Here is an 18631-nt window from a genome sequence, read left to right on the forward strand (position 1 = left end):
TGCGCTTAGTTGCCGCCTTCCTGCAACTCGAATTATTTAGGGTATCCCTGGGTGATGCGCTTAGAAATCCGGCTCGGCGCGAAAGTGCATCGGCGTCTGGAAGGCGGGGTGGGTGATGCGCAGCTCTTGCGCATGCAGCTGCAGCCGCGGCGCCATCGCCTTGGCCTCCGGCGGGGCATAGAAACCGTCGCCGAGGATCGGATGCCCCAGCGCCAGCATGTGCACCCGCAGCTGGTGCGAGCGGCCGGTGATCGGCGTTAGCTTCACGCGGGTGCTGCCGTCGGCGTCGCGCGACAACACCAGATATTCCGTTTGCGCCGCTTTGCCGGTGTCAAAACACACTTTCTGCAGCGGCCGGTTCGGCCAATCGCAGATCAGCGGCAAGTCCACCAACCCTTCGTCATGCTCCATATGCCCCCAAACGCGGGCGATATAGGATTTCTTCGGTTCGCGTTCGCGAAACTGACGCTTCAGCTCACGCTCGGCGGCCTTGTTGAGCGCCACCACGATCACCCCGCTGGTGGCCATGTCCAGCCGGTGCACCGATTCGGCGGCTGGATGATCGGCCTGAATGCGGGTCATCAGGCTGTCTTTGTTTTCCGGCGCGCGGCCGGGCACCGACAGCAAGCCGCTGGGCTTGTTGACCACCATGATGTGTTCATCCTGATACAGGATGTGCAGCGGGTCCTGCGGGGGATTGTAGGGTTCCATCTTGGCTCCGCGATAAGGGCCGAACGGGGAGGCGGTTGCCTCCCCGCGTCGCGCCGGTTACTGGTGGGTGACCACCACCAGACGAATGGCGTCCAGGCGCCAGCCGGCTTCATTGAGGTTGGCCAGCACCTGACGGCGGTTGAACTCCAGCGCTTCGACTTCGTCGTCGCGGATGTTCGGGTTGACCGCCTTCAGCGCTTCCAGACGCGCCAGCTCGGCGCTCAGCTTGTCGTCCGCCTCTTGCTTCGCCTGTTCGATAAGCGTGCGCGCCTGCGCTTCCACCAGGCTTTCCGCCTGCTGCAGCATGGCGTGCACGTCTTGCTGCACGGCGTTGACCAGCTTGCTGGAGGTGTGGCGGTTGACCGCGTTCAGCTGGCGGTTGAAGCTTTCGAACTCGACCTGCGCCGCCAGGTTGGTGCCCTTGCGGTCCATCAGCATGCGGATCGGCGTCGGCGGCAGGAAGCGGGTCAGCTGCAGGTGCTTCGGCGCCTGGGCTTCTACCACGTAAACCAGCTCAACCAGCAGGGTGCCGACCGGCAACGCTTTGTTTTTCAACAGGGACACCGCACAGCTGCCGGTGTCGCCGGAGAGGATCAGATCCAGGCCGTTGCGGATGATCGGATGCTCCCAACTGACGAACTGCGCATCTTCGCGCGACAGCGCCTGATCGCGGTCGAAGGTGACGGTGCAGCCGTCCTGCGGCAGGCCCGGGAAGTCCGGCACCAGCATATGATCGGACGGCGTCAGCACGATCAGGCTGTCGCTGCGGTCTTCCTGATTGATGCCGACGATGTCGAACAGGTTGAGCGCGAAGCCCACCAGATTGACGTCGTTATCCTGCTCGGCGATGGCGGCGGCCAGCGCCTGGGCTTTGTCGCCGCCGTTGGAGTGCATCTCCAGCAGGCGGTCGCGGCCCTGTTCCAGCTGCGCTTTCAACTGATCGTGCTGCTGGCGGCAGGCGTGGATGAATTCGTCGAAGCCTTCCTGTTCGGTCGGCGCGGCCAGATAGCCGATCAACTGCTCGTAGCAGCTGTCGTAGATGGTGCGGCCGGTCGGGCAGGTGTGTTCGAAGGCATCCAGCCCCTCGTGGAACCAACGCCCCAGCACCGCCTGCGCGGTGTGCTCCAGGTAAGGCACCATGATTTGGATATCGTGCATCTGGCCGATACGGTCCAGACGGCCGATACGCTGCTCCAGCAGATCCGGGTTGAACGGCAGATCGAACATCACCAGCTGGCTGGCGAACTGGAAGTTGCGGCCTTCGGAGCCGATCTCGGAACACAGCAGCACCTGTGCGCCTTCCTCTTCGGAGGCGAAGTAGGCGGCGGCGCGGTCGCGCTCGATGATCGACAGCCCTTCGTGGAACACCGCGGCGCGGATCGCTTCACGCTCGCGCAGCACCTGCTCCAGCTGCAGCGCGGTGTCGGCCTTGGCGCAGATCACCAGCACTTTTTCGTTGCGGTTGGCCAGCAGGTAGTCCAGCAGCCACTCGACGCGCGGGTCGAAGTTCCACCAGGTGGCGTTTTCGCCTTCGAATTCCTGGTAGATCTGCTCCGGGTACAGCATGTCACGCGCGCGCGCTTCGACGGACTTCTTGGCGCCCATGATGCCGGAGACTTTGATCGCGGTCTGATACTGGGTCGGCAGCGGCAGCTTGATCTGGTGCAGGTTGCGGTGCGGGAAGCCCTTCACGCCGTTACGGGTGTTGCGGAACAGCACGCGGCTGGTGCCGTGGCGATCCATCAGCATGGAAACCAGCTCCTGACGCGCCTGCTCGGCGTTGTCACCTTCGCTGTTGGCGGCTTTGAGCAACGGTTCGATGTCCTGCTCGTCGATCAGTTCGCCCAGCAGGTTCAGCTTGTCATCGGCCAGGCGCTCACCGCTCAGCAGCAGGGTGACGGCGTCGGCCACCGGGCGGTATTTCTGCTGCTCGGCAACGAACTCGCCGTAGTCGTGGAAACGGTTCGGATCGAGCAGGCGCAGGCGCGCGAAGTGGCTCTGTTGGCCCAGCTGCTCCGGGGTGGCGGTCAGCAGCAGCACGCCGGGGATATGCTCGGCCAGCTGTTCGATCACCTGATATTCGCGGCTCGGCGCTTCTTCGCTCCAGGCCAGGTGGTGCGCTTCGTCGACCACCAGCAGATCCCACTGGGCGTCCGCCAGCTCTTCCAGGCGCTGCTTGTTGCGGCGCGCGAAGTCCAGCGAGCAGATCACCAGCTGTTCGGTTTCGAACGGGTTGCTGCTGTCGAGCTTGGCTTCGGCGTAGCGGCTGTCGTCGAACAGCGAGAAGTAGAGGTTGAAGCGGCGCATCATCTCCACCAGCCACTGGTGCTGCAGCGTTTCCGGCACCACGATCAGCACGCGCTCGGCGCGGCCCGCCAGCAGCTGCTGGTGGATGATCATGCCGGCTTCGATGGTTTTGCCGAGGCCGACTTCGTCCGCCAGCAGGACGCGCGGCGCATGGCGCTGGCCGACTTCATGGGCGATGTGCAACTGGTGCGGGATCAGGCTGGCGCGCATGCCGCGCAGGCCGGCGAATGGCAGGCGGTACTGCTCGCTCTGGTATTTGCGCGCGCGGAAACGCAGCGCGAAACGGTCCATGCGGTCGATCTGGCCGGCGAACAGACGATCCTGCGGTTTGCTGAAGGTCAGCTTGCTGTCTAGCAGGACTTCGCGCATCGCCACGCCGCTTTCCTGGGTGTCCTGGCGGGTGCCGATATAGGTCAACAGACCGTTTTCCTCTTTCACCTCTTCCACCTGCAGCTGCCATCCCTCGTGGCTGCTGACGGTATCGCCCGGGTTGAACATCACGCGGGTGATCGGCGAATCGTTTCTGGCATAGAGGCGGTTTTCACCGGTGGCGGGGAAAAGCAGGGTAATCATGCGCGCGTCCAGCGCCACGACGGTGCCCAGTCCTAATTCGCTTTCCGTGTCGCTGATCCAGCGTTGACCAAGAGTAAAAGGCATATATTGTCGGCTCGATTCTTTGTAAGTAAGTCTTGTTACCGGGCGGGAAGGGCCGCGGCACCTGTACTGAACGTCTGCTAATCCCGGTTTGTTTTAAATTTGACGGGCAATAGCCGTTCACGCCATGCAGACGTCGCGAGACGGCAGGGCTAAGCGTGGTTCAGTTTTGGGAAGGGCGCTATGGTAATGGAAGGCGGCGCGTTCGTCACCTGCAAAACCGGATGATTTTTCTTAACCTGGCGCAATCTCAAAACAGCCCCATCTGCCCGGTGACCAGCGTGGTGAAATCGTCGTGCAAGAAAGGGAGTATAGCGTCTGCCACCGGTTGCAGCTGGCGTTCGAGATAATGCTGATAGTCGATGGGCGAATGACGGGTTTCCAGCGGTTCCGGCCCGGCGACGGTCATCACGTAGCTGATCCAGCCGCCGTTCTGATACTGCAGCGGCCGCCCCTGGCTGCGGTTGTAGTCATCGGCGATGCGCGCGGCGCGGGCGTGCGGCGGCACGTTGCGCTGATAGTCGTCGAGCTTTCTGCGCAGGCGCTTGCGGTAGACCAGCTGATCGTCGAAGTCGCCGTTCAGGGTTTTGCCGACGTAGTCGCGCACATAGTCCTGGTAGGGCTGCCGTTTGAAGATGCGCTGATAGAGCTGCTGCTGGAACTGCTGCGCCAGCGGCGTCCAGTCGGTGCGCACCGTTTCCAGACCTTTGTACACCATCTCTTCCTCGCCGCCGGCGCGTGCGATCAGGCCGGCGTAGCGCTTCTTGCTGCCCTGTTCGGCGCCGCGAATGGTCGGCATCAGGAAGCGGGAATAGTGGGTTTCGAACTCCAGCTCCAGCGCGTTCTCCAGCCCGAACTGCTGCTGCAGATGCTGCTGCCACCAGGCGTTGACCCGCTGCACCAGCGCCCGGCCGATCTGCGCGGCCTGCTGCTCGTCATGCGGCTGTTTCAGCCACACGAAGGTGGAGTCGGTGTCGCCGTAAATCACCTGATAGCCTTCGGCTTCGATCAGCTCGCGGGTTTGGCGCATGATCTCGTGGCCGCGCAGGGTGATCGACGACGCCAGCCGCGGATCGAAGAAGCGGCAGCCGCTCGATCCCAGCACGCCGTACAGCGCGTTCATGATGATCTTTAGCGCCTGCGACAGGGGCTTGTTGTGCTGGCGCTTGGCGGCTTCGCGCCCCTGCCAGATCTGCTCGACGATCGCCGGCAGGCAGTGTTTGCTGCGCGAGAAGCGGGCGTTGCGAAAGCCGGGCACCGAATCGGCGTCATTTGGGTGGCGCATGCCTTCCACCAACCCGACCGGATCGATCAGGAAGGTGCGGATGATCGACGGATACAGGCTTTTATAGTCCAGCACCAGCACCGAATCGTACAGACCGGGCTGGGAGTCCATCACGAATCCGCCGGGGCTGTGTTCCTCCGGCTGTTCGCCGAGGTTGGGGGCGACAAAGCCCAGTCGGTGCATGCGCGGCATATAGAGGTGGCTGAAGGCCGCCACCGATCCGCCGCTGCGATCGGCCGCCAGCCCGGTGACGGTGGCGCGTTCCAGCAGGAAGTTGAGCAGATCGGCCTTGGCGAAGATGCGCGTCACCAGCTCGCAGTCCTTCAGGTTGTAGCGGGCCAGCGCCGGCTTGTCTTCGGCGAAGCGTCGGTCGATCTCCGCCATGCGCTGATAAGGGTTGTCGATCGCCTTGCCTTCACCCAACAGCGCCTGCGAAACGTATTCCAGGCTGAAGGAGGGGAAGTTCCAGGTGGCGGATTTCAGCGCTTCGATGCCGTCGATGATCAGGCGGCCGGCGGCGGCGGCGAAAAAGTGGTTCTGTTTGAAGCCGTGCTCGCGCCACTCCAGCAGGTTGCCGCCGCGCCCCAGCCGCAGCGGGATCTGGTAGCGTTCGGCGTGCTTTTGCAGCACCCGCAGATCGAACTGCACCAGGTTCCAGCCGATGATGGCGTCAGGATCGTGGCGCTCCAGCCACGCGTTCAACCGTTCCAGCAACTGGGGGCGGCTGGCGCAGTATTCCAGATCGAAATCCAGCGGCGCATCGCCGCCGTTGGCCGGCCCCAGCATGTAGACCTGGCGCTGGCCGCAGCCTTCCAGCGCAATGGAGTAAAGTTCGCCGTGGGCGGTGGTTTCGATATCCAGCGACACCAGCCTGAGCGTCGGGCGGTAGTCCGGCGCCGGCTTCATCTGGCCATTGAGCAACGGCCCATCGCCGTTGCCCTGGCCGTTGAACCACACCGGCGCGGTGATGAAGCGTTCCATCAGGTAGCGCTCGGGCGGGCGAATGTCGGCCTCGTAGACCGTAACGCCGCCTTCCCGCAGCAGTTTTTCCAGCTTGATGAGCTGACGGTGCTGGCGGCAGTACAGCCCCAGCATCGGGCGGTGATGAAAATCCGTCAGCGCCAGCGGTTTCAGTTCTACTTGCCGTTCTTCCCGCAGCAGCAGTTCCGCGCGCGGCTTTTGTTCGGCGGGGATAAACGCCACCGAGGTTTGCGGCGGCAGGCGCAGCTGACGCGGGCCTGCGTCGGTCGCCAGCCAAAATTCGACCTCGGTGCCGGCGGGCGTGTCGCGCCAGTGGCGAGTGAGCAGGAAACCCTGTTGCAGTGCTGTCATAACCCCTTCGTCTTCCGCCGGGCGGCGTGCGCGACATTCAGCGAGATGCCGGTTTTAGCGCTAATATAGATAAATTATAGTATGGGTTTTTATACAGTGATTGTCCATTGCCGTGCGGCGTTGCCAAATACGCATACAATTCATCGATTGACTCGTCTGCGGCGGCACTGGAAAATCCTTCGCCCCGTTTGGCCGAATAATCCGCAGAGGTGTAATGGAAGCCTATTTACAAGATTTGATCACCCAGTCACTGGCTTTCACCCTGATGGTCGTCCTGCTGGTCGCTTTTCTCGAGTCGCTGGCGCTGGTGGGGCTGCTGCTGCCCGGCACGGTGATGATGGCCAGCATCGGCGCTTTGATCGGCAGCGGCAAGGTGGACTTCTACTACGCCTGGGCGGCGGGGATCGTCGGCTGCCTGCTCGGCGACTGGATCTCCTATTTCGTCGGCCGCGCCTTCAAAGGGCCCTTGCACCGCTGGTCGTTCCTGAAGAAGAACAAAGCGCTACTCGACAAAACCGAACACGCCTTGCACCAGCACAGCATGGCGACCGTTCTGATCGGCCGCTTCGTTGGTCCGACGCGCCCGCTGGTGCCGATGGTGGCCGGCATGCTCGATCTGCCGCCGTACAAGTTTGCCTTGCCGAACATCATCGGCTGCCTGACCTGGCCGCCGGTCTATTTCTTCCCCGGCATTTTGGCGGGCGTGGCGATCGACATTCCCGCCGGCGCCAACAGCGCGATGTTCAAGTGGCTGCTGCTCGCCGCGGCGCTCACCCTCTGGCTGGCGGTGTGGCTGAGCTGGCGCTGGTGGCGTGAGGGCAAGCGCAACGCCGATCGGCTGAGCCGTTGGCTGACGCCGCTGCGGCTGCGCGTGGTGTGCGCCGTGAGTTGGCTGGCGGCGCTGGCGGTCGGTTATCTGCTGAGCCAGCAGCCGCTGATGCCGGTGTATCGGCACCTGTTGTGGCAGGTGCTGTCCGGGCAATCATCATAATGGATAGGGGGCGTCAGCCCCCGTTCGCCTTACTGGAAGAACGCTTCCAGCTGTTCAAATACCCGCACGTCTTCGCTGTGGCGCTTCACCTGCAGCACGTCCTCCAGCTTTTCCACCTGGCTTATCATCTGCTCCAGCCGTTGGTCGTCGGCCACCAGTAGCCAAATGCGGCTCTGCTGGCCGTCCTTCAGCGGCAGGCACAGAATGCCTTCGACGTTGAACGCGCGGCGAGCGAACAGCCCGCAAACGTGCGACATGACGCCGGGATGGTTGCGCACGGCCAGCTCCAGGATCACCTGGGGTTTATCTTGTGGTTGCAGCATGGCTTATTCTCCAATCATGTCGATGTTGGCGGCGCCCGGCGGCACCATCGGGAACACTTTTTCGTTGATGTCGATCAGCGCGTGGATCAGGCAGGGGCCCGGGCGTTGGATCGCTTCGGCCAGTGCGGCCTGCGGATCTTCCGCGGCGTTCAAATCGCAGGTATCCAGCCCGAATCCGGCGGCGATCTTCAGGAAATCGGTGCGCTTCGGATAGGCGGCGGCGAAGATGCGCTGCTGGTAGAACAGGGTTTGCTGCTGGTGCACCAGCCCCAGCGCCTGGTTGTTCATCAAAATGATTTTCACGTCCAGATCGTGTTCGACCGCGGTGGCCATTTCCTGAATGTTCATCATCAGGCTGCCGTCGCCGGAGAAGCACAGCACTTTACGCTCAGGCTCCGCCAGCGCCGCGCCGATCGCCGCCGGCAGACCGAAGCCCATGGTGCCCAGGCCGCCCGACGTCAGCCACTGGCGCGGCCGGCTCAGCGGATAGGCCTGCGCCACCCACATCTGATGCTGGCCCACGTCGGTGGTGATAATGGCGCTGTCGTCCACGCAGCGCGCGGCGGCCAGCACCAGGCCGTAATGGCTCAGCGGATCGTCGGCGTTCGGCATGTTGAACGGGAACTCGCGTTTCAGGTCGTTGACGGTGCTCAGCCACGCGCTGCGCGGCTGCGTGTCGATCTGCGGCAGCAGCTGTTGCAGTACCTGGCCGACGTCGGCATGGATCGCCACGTTGGCCTGTTTGACCTTGCCCAGCTCGGCGCGGTCGATATCCACGTGAATGATGGCGGCGTTAGGGCAGAACTGCTCGGTTTTGCCGATTGCCCGATCGTCGAAGCGCGCGCCCAGCACGATCAGCAGATCCGCCTCCTGCAGAATGAAGTTGGTGCTGCGCGCCGCGTGCATGCCCAGCATGCCCAGCGACAGCGGGTGTTCCACCGGCATCGCCCCCAGCGCCATCAGCGTCATGGTGGTCGGCAGACCGGCGCGTTCGGCGAGTTCCAGCGCCTGCCGGTGAGCGTCAGCGCAGATGATGCCGCCGCCCAGGTAGAGGATCGGGCGTTTCGCCTGGTTGATCATCGCGGCGGCCTGCGAAACCAGCGCCGGATCGAAGCTCGGTGCGGCGTCCGGCACGGCGATCGGCGGCAGCTCTTCCAGGGTGATGGTGGCGGTCTGCACGTCTTTCGGCACATCGATCCAGACCGGGCCGGGGCGGCCGGACTCGGCGATGCGGAACGCGTCGCCGATCACCTGTGGCAGTTCGCGGATATCGCGTACCAGATGGTTGTGCTTGGTGATCGGAATGGAAATGCCGTAGGTATCCACCTCCTGGAAGGCGTCGGTGCCGATCATCGAGGAGGGCACCTGACCGGTGATGCACACCAGCGGGATGGAGTCGAGCTTGGCGTCGGCGATGGCGGTGACCAGGTTGGTGGCGCCCGGCCCGCTGGAGGCGATGCACACCGCCGCTTTGCCGTTGGCGCGTGCCATGCCCTGCGCCATAAAGCCTGCGCCCTGTTCGTGGCGCGCCAGCACGTGGTGTATGCGGGTGCTTTGGCTCAGCGCGTCATACAGCGGCAGCGCCGCGCCGCCGGGAATGCCGGCGACGGTGGTGATGCCCTGCCGCTCCAGCAGATGAACGATCAATTGTGCGCCGGTGAAGCTGGTGCCCGGCTGAGGCGTGCCCGAAGTTGCCATGTTCCTGTCCTTTCTCAAGGCCGGTGAGCTTTTCTGGGCAGGGTGCTAAAACAAGAAACCCCGCCCGGTTTGCGCCGGCGGGGTTTGGGAATCGATGCGTTGATTCGGACCCTACGGCGCATTGCCGACGACCACCACCACACGCACGACGACCACCGCGGCTGGTAGCGCGGTAACTAGTAGGGTCGAAGTCAGCGAGGATGCGATCACAGGGAACCTTATCATCAGTAAAAAAAGTCAGGTTTTTATAAAAACACAGGCGCAAAATTCGCACAACAGGTTTATTGCCGCAGCATAAAAAACGCGCGTCAGATCACGCTTTACCCGAAATGCCCAGCACGCGCGCTTCGGGCGCGCTGCCGTCCAGCAGGGCCTGCGTCGGGCCGTCGTAGTAGATGCGCCCGTCGACCACCAGCAGCGTGCGCGGCGCGATGCGCGCGGCGTCGTCGAGGTTGTGCGACACCATCAGCAGCGTCAGGTTGCGCTGTTCGCACACCGTCTGCAGCAGTTGCAGCATCTCGTTGCGCAGCGCCGGATCGAGCGCCGAGAAGGGCTCGTCGAGCAACAGGATCGGCCGTTGGCGAATCAAACAGCGCGCCAGCGCGGCGCGCTGACGCTGACCGCCGGAAAGCTGCGACGGCAGGCGCTCCAGGTGCTCCTCCAGACCGACCTGACGGGCGATATGCGCCCGCTGTTGGCGCTGCTGTTCAGTCAGGCGCAGACCGGGATCCAACCCCAGCCCGATGTTCTGCGCCACCGTCAGGTGCGCGAACAGGTTGTTCTCCTGAAACAGCATCGACACCGGCCGTTTGGCCGGCGGCGTGGCGGTGTGGTCTTCGTCGTTCAGCAGCAGCCGGCCGCTGGCCGCCGGCAGAAAACCGGCGATCAAACTCAGCAGGGTGCTTTTACCGGCGCCGCTGGGGCCGAGCACCGCGACGCGCTCGCCCGGCTGGATGCGCAGATCAAAGCGCATCGGCAGGTGTTCATACAGATAGGTCAGTTTTTCAAGCGTCAGCATGGCGCCCCGGTAAGCGTTCGATCAGGGTAAACAGCAGGAAGCATAACAGCAGCAACAGCAGCGCGGTCACCGCCCCGTCGTTGCTGCGATAGGCGCCAATCTGCTGATACAGGTAAAAAGGCAGGGTACGGAAATGCTCGTTGCCAAACAAGGCGACCACGCCGAAATCGCCGATCGACAGCACGCAGGCGAAGGCCAGCGCCTGCGCCAGCGGGCGGCGCAGCGCGCGCAGTTCGATCAGCCGCAGCCGTTGCCAGCCGTGGATATCCAGTGACAGGCACAGCGGGTTGTAACGTTCGGCGAGGTCGCGCATTGGATTCTCCAACACCTTCAGCGCATAGGGCACCGCCATCAGCGCATTGGTGAGGATCACCAGCGCATAGGGCGACTGCGGCAGCCCGATCGTATCGCTCAGCAGCAGGAAGAAGCCGGTGGCCAGCACGATGCCCGGCATCGCCAGGATCACCATGCCGCTCAGCTCCAGCGCCTGGCCGCCGCGCAGGTGCTGCCGCAGCTTCAGCTCGCGGCTGCTCCACAGCAGCATCATCGTGAGCGCCACGCACAACAGCCCGGCGCCGAGGGCGATGCGCAGCGACGTGAACAGCGCCTGCCACAGCACCGGCTGGCGCAGCACGCTGACGACGGCCTGATTGGCGCCGTCGGCGATCACCGCCAGCAGAGGCGGCAGCAGCAGCAGCAGCGCGGCGGCGATCAGCAGAAAATCGCCGACGCGCCGCCACAGGCTGTCTTCCGGGTTGCGCCAGCGCTGGGCGTGGGTATGGCCCACCGGCAGCGCCTGGCTCAGCCGCTGGCTGATCAACACCAGCCCCAGACAACAGCTTAACTGGATCAGCGCCAGCATGGCGGCGCGGCCCAGATCGTAGTCGTAACTCAGCGCCTGATAGATCGCCAGTTCGATGGTGGTGGCCTGCGGCCCGCCGCCCAGAGACAGCACGGTGGCGAAGCTGGCGAAGCACAGCATGAAGATCAACGCGCCGCTCGGCAGGATCTGGCGGCGCAGCGCCGGCCATTCGACGAAGCGGAACTGCTGCCAGCCATTCATGCCCAGCTGGGCGGCCAACTGGCGCTGCTCCACCGGGATATTCTCCAGCGCCTGCAGCAACAGGCGGGTGGCCAGCGGCAGGTTAAAGAACAGGTGCGCCAGCAGAATGCCCTGCAGGCCGTAGGGCGAGAAGCCATACTCGACGCCCAGCCAGCCGCACAGCGTCGCCAGCCAACCCTGGCGCCCATAGACGCTGAGCAGGCCGAACACCGCCACCAGCACCGGCAGCACCAGCGTCATAGCGCACAGCCGCAGCAGCAGCTGCCGGCCGGGGAAGCGGCGGCGATAGAGCGCGCGCGCCAGCAGAACGGCGGGCAGCACCGAAATCAGCGCCGACAGCAGCGCCTGCCAAAAGGTGAAGCGCACCACGTGCCACAGGTAGCTGTCCTGCCACAGGCCGCGCCAGTCGCTGTACGGCGCGTGACGCCACAGCGAGCCCATCGCCAGCGCGGCGACCAGCAGGATCACGCCGGCGGCCAGCAGCCCCGGCCAGAGCCAGCGGGGGATCAGCGGCTGACGGCGGTTTGCCATGCCCGGATCCAACCGCTGCGTTGTTTGGCCACCTCTTCGGCGCTGTATTGCAACGCGGTATGCGGCACGTTCATCTGCTCAAAACCGACGGGCAGTGGGGTGTTGATCACCGGGTACATCCAGTTGCCGGTCGGGATGGTGTTCTGGAAGGCCGGCGTCACCATGAACTGCATGAAGCGCTCTGCCAGCTCAGGCTGTTTGGCGGCCTTCAGCTTGCCCGCCACTTCCACCTGCAGGTAGTGCCCTTCGCTGAACGTGGCGGCGGCGTAGAGATCTTTTTTCTCTTCGATCAGGTGATAGGCGGGAGAGGTGGTGTAGCTGAGCACCAGATCGCCTTCGCCTTTCAGGAACAGGCCGTAGGCTTCGCTCCAGCCTTTGGTGACGGTGACGGTCTTCTTCGCCAACTGCTGCCAGGCGGCCGGCGCCTTGTCGCCATACACTTTTTGCATCCACAGCAGCAGGCCGAGGCCCGGCGTGCTGGTGCGCGGATCTTCGTAGATCACTTTCCAGTTGCGATCGCTGCTGACCAGCTCCTGCAGGCTTTTTGGCGGGTTCTTCAGTTTTTCTTTGTTGTAGACGAAGGCGAAGTACCCGTAGTCATATGGCACGAAGGTCGCGTCCTGCCAGCCGCCCGGCACCGTCAGTTTGGCGGTGTCGACGCCGCTCGGCGCGAACAGGCCGGTTTGCTGCGCCGCCTGCAACAGGTTGTTGTCCAACCCCAGCACCACGTCGGCGGCGCTGTTCTTGCCTTCCATGCGCAGGCGGTTCAGCAGCGAGACGCCGTCTTCCAGCGCGACGAACTTCAGTTCACAGTCGCACTCGGCTTCGAAGGCTTTTTTCACCGCCTGGCCTGGGCCCCAGTCGGCGGCGAAGGAATCGTAGGTGTAAACCGTCAGCGTCGGCTTGGCGAACACCGGCGCGGCACACAGCAGCAATAAGCAGGGCAGATATGTTTTGACCACGTTGCACTCCTGAAAAATAAGGGGGCAAGGGCATCTGAGGGGGCGAGGCGGCGTCGCCGGTTCGCTGGGCTCAAATCCCTCCGCCGGTATTGACCGGATCAGGTTCGACGGGTGTGCTCTCAGCGGAAAATCGGGCTTATCACGCGGCCCGACTTACCGCACCCCGTTGAGACGGCGCTATTGTAAAGATTAACCGACCCGGGCGAAAGGCGCTTATGCCTCCGGCGGGGCAAACCAGGCGGACTTGAAGTCGAACCAGCCGAGGGTGTTCATCCGCACGCCGCGCATGCTGCGCTGGCCGTGCAGCTGCAGCCAGTGGTGGAACAGCGGGTGCAGCTGGTGGTTGCTGACCAGACGCTGGCAGAACTCGGCCAACGGCAAACGGTTGGCGCGCCACAGCGCTGCGTCCTGCGCCAGATCTTCGTTCATGCAATGCTGCATCAGCGGCAGTTCGTACAGCGTGGCGAACAGCGAAAACTCCAGCGGCAGATAGAAGTTGGCGCTGCCGAGCCACAGATCGCTGCGCGCGTCGCCCTGGTGCCAGGTGGCGTAATCCACGCTTTGCACGATCAGGCGGATGCCGTGCTGCGCCAGTAGCGGTTCGATCGCCTGGCGAATGGCGTGAAACTCCGAATGTTCATTGAAGTGGGTCATCGTCAGTTCGGTCAGGCCCGCGGGCTTGGGCTGCTGCGCCAGCGTGCGGTTGTGGTGCCAGCGCGGAAGCAGGCCGTACGCCGGCGACCAATAGCGCTGGTAGAGCGGCCCGGCGTGGCTCAACAGCGAAATGGGGTTGATCAATTCGCACAGCCAACTGCGAATGGCGGGGTCGGCGGCCAGCGGAGAACGCTGATCGAACAGCAGGAAATAGCAACCCTCTTCCAGCCGGCTTTCCAGCTCGCTGTTGCCGGTTTCATCGCCCTGCAGCTGCACGCCGGAGTGCACCAGCTCTTCTGAAAACTCCGGCAGCACCCAGATGTTCACCTCGTCGATCAGCGCCCGGTAGCCAAAATAGTCGTCGAAGGCGTGGATCTTCATCTGGCTGGGATGGTTGCGCACCATGCGGTAGGGGCCGGTGCCGACCGGATGGCGGGCGAAATCCGGCAGTTCACGCCATTCGCGCGGCAGGATCATGGCCTGCACGCTGCCCAGCAGCCAGGGCAACCAGTGGTCGGGGCTGCGCAGCTGCACGTCGATAACGAACGGCGTCGGCGAGGTGACGCTCTCGATGTGCGAGAACAGCGGTTGCGAGGTCAGTCGCGAAAGGGAAGTGATGACGTCCGCCATTTCCAGCTCGCGGCCATGATGAAAATGGATCGCCGGGCGCAGGTAAAACCGCCAGTGCAGCGGCGTCAGCGCCTGCCAATGGTGAGACAGATCGGACTCGAGTTCCCCGTTTTCCTCATTTATGCGCGTCAGGCCGTTGAAGATCTGGCGCGCCAAATGGGTCTCCGAACGCCGCAGCGCCGAGCCGGGCAGCAGGTTGTACAGCTGCCGGTAGTAGAGCACCCGCAGGATGTGTTTCCCCTGGCGGAAGCTGCGCCCCAGCTGCGACAGCAGCATCTGGCGCACCACGTTTTTGTCGCCCACCAGCTGCACCAACTGATCGATGCGGTCCTGTTCCAGCAGCTCCTCGGCCCGCTGTTGCTGCAGCGCCAGGCCGGTGTAGTGGAAGGTTAACCGCGAACGCTTGCCGCGCCCCGACTCCGCCTGCCAGGTGAGCCAACCCTCCCGCTGCATGGCGCTCAGCAGGGAGCGCACGTGGCGCCGCGAACAGCTCAGCACCTCCGCTAGCGCCTGCAGCGTGGTGTCGGTCGTTTCACCGTGGCAACGTTGCCACAGACGGATGAACTGCTGCTGCAATCGGGACGTAGACATAAAAGAGGAACACTCCTGCCTCAACTCGTCAATTTTTCTTTCCCTATATTACGCCGATAATTTTCATCAATGAAAGGGGAGGGCGTAATCATGAAAGCTTTCTTATCCAGACAGTTCTATCAACGCTATTTCAGCGCGGTGCGCCGCCAGCGCGCCGACTGGCTGAGCGTGGTGCCCGAACAGGCGCGGCTGGCGATGCTGGCGCACCTGACCCAGTGGGATATCAAAGAGATGACCGATAAGCAGTATCGCGAGCACCTGTAAGGGCGGCGGCAACAAGTTTCTGAGTAATGGTGCTGTTTCACCAGCCAGTGGGGCGACCCACTGGTTTTTTTATGCGTGGTCATGGCGATATGCTTGCATTTTTCTCGTCGTGGCCTAAGGTTCATTCTTCTGCTTTAAGGTCAGGGAAGACGATATGCAACGCCTGAGCCGGTTGTCACTGCGCATCAACCCCATCTTTGCCGCATTCCTGCTGATCGCTTTTCTCTCCGGCATCGCCGGCGCGTTGCTGACGCCGACGCTCAGCCTGTTTTTGACCACCGAGGTCAAGGTGCGGCCGCTGTGGGTCGGCCTGTTTTACACCGCTAACGCCGTGGCCGGCATCGTGGTCAGCTTCCTGCTGGCCAAACGTTCTGACACCCGCGGCGACCGGCGCAGACTGATCCTGCTGTGCTGCCTGATGGCGGTCGGCAACTGCCTGCTGTTCGCCTTTAACCGCGATTACCTGACGCTGATCACCGCCGGAGTATTGATGGCGGCGATCGCCAACACCGCCATGCCGCAGATCTTCGCGTTGGCGCGGGAATACGCCGACAGCGAGGCGCGTGAAGTCGTGATGTTCAGCTCGGTGATGCGCGCCCAGCTTTCGCTGGCCTGGGTGATCGGCCCGCCGCTGTCGTTTGCGTTGGCGCTGAACTACGGCTTTACCGTGATGTTCCTGATCGCCGCCGCCACCTTCGCGGTCTGCGTGCTGCTGGTAGGATTCATGCTGCCTTCGGTGCCGCGCGCGGCGGATGGCGAAGGGGTGCGGGAAGGCGCTTCCGCGCCGATTGCGCCCGCCAGTGCCTGGCGCAATCGCGACGTGCGCTGGCTATTCATCGCCTCAATGCTGATGTGGACCTGCAACACCCTGTACATCATCGACATGCCGCTGTATATCACCGCCGATCTCGGCCTGCCGGAAGGGCTGGCCGGGGTGCTGATGGGCACCGCCGCCGGGCTGGAGATCCCGGCAATGCTGCTGGCCGGCTATTACGTCAAACGCTTCGGCAAGCGCAACATGATGCTGCTGGCGGTGGCGGCGGGCGTGCTGTTTTATCTCGGGCTGATAGTGCTGGCGGCCAAGCCGGCCCTGATAGCGCTGCAGCTGCTCAATGCGGTGTTTATCGGCATCGTCGCCGGTATCGGCATGCTCTATTTTCAAGATTTGATGCCGGGCCGACCGGGCGCCGCCACCACGCTGTTCACCAACAGTATCTCGACCGGGGTGATCCTGGCCGGGGTGCTGCAGGGGGCGCTGGTGGAGAACTTCGGTCATGGCTCGGTGTATTGGATGGCGGCGCTGTTGGCGCTGGCGGCGCTCTGGATGAGCGCCAAAGTGCGTGAAGTGTGAGGTCAAACGGCGGCATTCTTGATACAAGTCATTGAGAAGGCTGAAACGGACGCCCAAGCTGAAGGCATATGGAGCGCGATCGTTGCGCCCACGCCCGTCTCGCTATTGAGACGCCGCCTTGTTGTTTAGAACAGTGGGAACGTTATGGATAAACTCACACCGCTCAAACCGCTTCCTTCCCTGTGCGCCCTCGCCGCCACGCTGATTATCTGGTTACTCATTCCCGTGCCGGAGGGCGTTGCACCCAACGCCTGGCAGCTGCTGGCGCTGTTTATCGGCACCATCATCGCCATCATCGGCAAGGCGATGCCGATCGGCGCGGTCTCGGTGATTGCCATCGCCCTGGTGGCGGTGACCGGCGTCACCAACCCCGGCAAGCCGGGCGCCGCGCTGGACGACGCGCTCAGCGGCTTTTCCAACCAGCTGATCTGGCTGATCGGTTTTTCGATCATGATCTCCCTCAGCCTGAACAAAACCGGGCTGGGCGCGCGCATCGGCTACTACTTCATTTCGCTGTTCGGCAAAAAAACGCTGGGTATCGCCTATGCGCTGACGCTGGCGGAAACCACGCTGGCGCCGGTGACGCCGAGCAACACCGCACGCGGCGGGGGGATCATTCATCCGATCATGAAGTCGATCGCCGACAGCTTCGGTTCCAAACCCGAGCTCAATACCTCCGGTAAGATCGGCCGCTATCTGTCGCTGGTGAATTACAACATCAACCCGGTCACTTCGGCGATGTTTATCACCGCCACCGCGCCTAACCCGCTGATCGTCAGCCTGATTGCCAAAGGCACCCACGGCAGCTTCGAACTGTCCTGGTCGATGTGGGCAGTCGCCGCGCTGGTGCCGGGGCTGTGCTCGCTGATCGTGATGCCGTTGGTCATCTATCTGCTGTATCCGCCGGAGGTCAAAAGTACCCCGGACGCGCCGCGCTTCGCGCGCGAAAAACTGCAGGCGCTGGGGCCAGTGACGCTGCCGGAGAAAATCACCCTCGGGGTGTTCGCGCTGCTGTTGGTGCTGTGGGCCGGCATCCCGGCGATGATCTTCGGCCCGGCGCTGGCGGTCAATCCCACCACCGCGGCGCTGATCGGCCTGGCGGTGCTGTTGGCCACCGGCGTGCTGAGTTGGGAGGATGTGCTCAAGCATAAAGGTGCCTGGGACACCGTGGTGTGGTTCTCGGCGCTGGTGATGATGGCCAGCTTCCTCGGCAAGCTGGGGCTGATTAGCTGGCTGTCGCAAACCGTGGGCAACGGCATCGACCATATGGGCATGAGCTGGGTGGGCGGCACGATCTTGCTGACTCTCATCTATTTGTATTCTCACTATTTCTTCGCCAGCACCACCGCGCACGTGACGGCGATGTTCGCCGCCTTCTTCGCCGCCGGCATCGCGCTCGGCGCGCCACCGGCGCTGCTGGGCCTGATCCTGGCGTTCTCTTCCTCGCTGATGATGTCGCTGACGCATTACGGCACCGGCACCGCGCCGATCATCTTCGGCTCCGGCTACGTGACGCTGGGGGAATGGTGGAAAGCGGGGCTGGTGATGAGCGTGGTTAACCTGCTGATTTGGATGCTGATCGGTGGGGCGTGGTGGAAGCTGCTGGGCTACTGGTGAGGAAAAAATTCACCCGCCGGGCGGCGGGTGAAGGGGATTAATTCAGAAACGCCGGCTGCTGCGCTTCGTAGCGGGAGATGTCCGCTTCGTGCTGCAGCGTCAGGCCGATGCTGTCCAGCCCGTTGATCATGCAGTGGCGGCGGAAGCTGTCGATTTCGAACGGATAGCTTTTTCCGCCGGCGTTGACCGTCTGGTTCTCCAGATCCACCACGAACTCCGTCCCCTCGTTAGCGCCGACCAGGTTGAACAGCTCATCCACCTGCTGCTCGCTCAGCGTCACCGGCAACAGCTGGTTATTGAACGAGTTGCCGTAGAAGATATCGGCGAAGCTCGGCGCGATCACCACTTTGAACCCGTAATCGGTCAGCGCCCAGGGCGCGTGTTCGCGCGAGGAACCGCAGCCGAAGTTCTCGCGCGCCAGCAGGATGCTCGCGCCTTTATAGCGCGGTTTATTCAGCACGAACTCCGGGTTCGGCTGTTGGCCGGCGTCGTCGAGGAAGCGCCAATCGTTGAACAGGTGCTGGCCGAAGCCGGTACGGGTCACCTTCTGCAAAAACTGCTTGGGAATAATGGCGTCGGTGTCGACGTTGGCCGCATCCAAAGGCACCACTAAGCCGGTATGTTGAGTAAATTTAGCCACGTTAGCCCC

15 protein-coding genes and 1 riboswitch are annotated in these 18631 nt (G+C 63.2%); of the genes, 4 read left to right on the forward strand and 11 right to left on the reverse strand.

The annotated features are described in order from the left end of the window. Window positions 1–60 precede the first annotated feature (60 nt). From rluA to ACJ8QI_RS16350, 3 genes are all read right to left on the reverse strand, one after another. Window positions 61–711 carry a bifunctional tRNA pseudouridine(32) synthase/23S rRNA pseudouridine(746) synthase RluA gene (gene rluA, locus ACJ8QI_RS16340; protein ID WP_004932866.1) on the reverse strand — a complete coding sequence of 217 codons (651 nt, stop codon included), beginning with the start codon at window positions 709–711 and terminating at the stop codon, window positions 61–63. 57 nt (window positions 712–768) lie between these two features. Beyond that, a complete protein-coding gene (gene rapA / locus ACJ8QI_RS16345) occupies window positions 769–3675 on the reverse strand; it encodes an RNA polymerase-associated protein RapA (protein ID WP_442532821.1) in 2907 nt (968 codons plus the stop codon). 247 nt (window positions 3676–3922) lie between these two features. Continuing rightward, a complete protein-coding gene (locus tag ACJ8QI_RS16350; protein ID WP_442532822.1) occupies window positions 3923–6289 on the reverse strand; it encodes a DNA polymerase II in 2367 nt (788 codons plus the stop codon). A 214-nt stretch (window positions 6290–6503) separates the two neighbouring features. On the opposite strand from ACJ8QI_RS16350, the gene ACJ8QI_RS16355 reads away from it, so the two are divergent. Next, window positions 6504–7280, forward strand: coding sequence for a DedA family protein (locus tag ACJ8QI_RS16355; RefSeq protein WP_038873425.1), 777 nt, complete (start codon window positions 6504–6506; stop codon window positions 7278–7280). Window positions 7281–7309: 29 nt separating this feature from the next. On the opposite strand, the gene ilvN is transcribed toward ACJ8QI_RS16355, so the two are convergent. From ilvN to sgrR, 7 genes are all read right to left on the reverse strand, one after another. Further along, the gene (ilvN, locus tag ACJ8QI_RS16360) at window positions 7310–7603 is read right to left on the reverse strand and encodes an acetolactate synthase small subunit (protein ID WP_016929110.1); all 294 of its coding nucleotides are present in this window, start codon (window positions 7601–7603) and stop codon (window positions 7310–7312) included. A gap of 3 nt (window positions 7604–7606) precedes the next feature. Further along, window positions 7607–9301, reverse strand: a complete 1695-nt coding sequence (ilvB, locus tag ACJ8QI_RS16365) for an acetolactate synthase large subunit (protein WP_038873428.1) — start codon at window positions 9299–9301, stop codon at window positions 7607–7609. Window positions 9302–9412: 111 nt separating this feature from the next. Then, complete coding sequence (gene ivbL / locus ACJ8QI_RS16370; protein WP_154747116.1) at window positions 9413–9526, reverse strand: ilvB operon leader peptide IvbL; 114 nt, start codon at window positions 9524–9526, stop codon at window positions 9413–9415. An 88-nt stretch (window positions 9527–9614) separates the two neighbouring features. After that, window positions 9615–10319, reverse strand: coding sequence for a thiamine ABC transporter ATP-binding protein ThiQ (gene thiQ, locus ACJ8QI_RS16375; protein ID WP_038873430.1), 705 nt, complete (start codon window positions 10317–10319; stop codon window positions 9615–9617). Continuing rightward, window positions 10306–11913 carry a thiamine/thiamine pyrophosphate ABC transporter permease ThiP gene (gene thiP / locus ACJ8QI_RS16380; protein ID WP_442532823.1) on the reverse strand — a complete coding sequence of 536 codons (1608 nt, stop codon included), beginning with the start codon at window positions 11911–11913 and terminating at the stop codon, window positions 10306–10308. Before thiP ends, thiQ begins: the two co-directional genes overlap by 14 nt. Further along, window positions 11889–12875, reverse strand: a complete 987-nt coding sequence (gene thiB / locus ACJ8QI_RS16385; RefSeq protein WP_442532824.1) for a thiamine ABC transporter substrate binding subunit — start codon at window positions 12873–12875, stop codon at window positions 11889–11891. The genes thiP and thiB overlap by 25 nt, the downstream gene beginning before the upstream one ends. Window positions 12876–12932: 57 nt before the next feature. Next, a riboswitch (TPP riboswitch) is annotated at window positions 12933–13051 on the reverse strand. Window positions 13052–13088: 37 nt separating this feature from the next. Then, complete coding sequence (sgrR, locus tag ACJ8QI_RS16390; protein WP_060440783.1) at window positions 13089–14750, reverse strand: HTH-type transcriptional regulator SgrR; 1662 nt, start codon at window positions 14748–14750, stop codon at window positions 13089–13091. Between the two features lie 90 nt (window positions 14751–14840). On the opposite strand from sgrR, the gene sgrT reads away from it, so the two are divergent. From sgrT to ACJ8QI_RS16405, 3 genes are all read left to right on the forward strand, one after another. Continuing rightward, window positions 14841–15014, forward strand: coding sequence for a glucose uptake inhibitor SgrT (gene sgrT, locus ACJ8QI_RS16395; RefSeq protein WP_004932838.1), 174 nt, complete (start codon window positions 14841–14843; stop codon window positions 15012–15014). Between the two features lie 154 nt (window positions 15015–15168). Further along, window positions 15169–16365, forward strand: a complete 1197-nt coding sequence (locus ACJ8QI_RS16400; protein WP_442532825.1) for an MFS transporter — start codon at window positions 15169–15171, stop codon at window positions 16363–16365. Window positions 16366–16509: 144 nt separating this feature from the next. Then, window positions 16510–17982, forward strand: a complete 1473-nt coding sequence (locus ACJ8QI_RS16405) for a DASS family sodium-coupled anion symporter (protein ID WP_442532826.1) — start codon at window positions 16510–16512, stop codon at window positions 17980–17982. Window positions 17983–18019: 37 nt separating this feature from the next. Here the strand turns inward: ACJ8QI_RS16405 and leuD are convergent, their stop codons facing one another. Continuing rightward, window positions 18020–18622 (reverse strand): 3-isopropylmalate dehydratase small subunit, encoded by a 603-nt coding sequence (gene leuD, locus ACJ8QI_RS16410; RefSeq protein ID WP_060422456.1) that lies wholly within the window; start codon window positions 18620–18622, stop codon window positions 18020–18022. Window positions 18623–18631 lie beyond the last annotated feature (9 nt).

It is taken from the genome of Serratia sp. CY84636, assembly GCF_052166245.1.
Lineage (GTDB): Bacteria > Pseudomonadota > Gammaproteobacteria > Enterobacterales > Enterobacteriaceae > Serratia > Serratia nevei.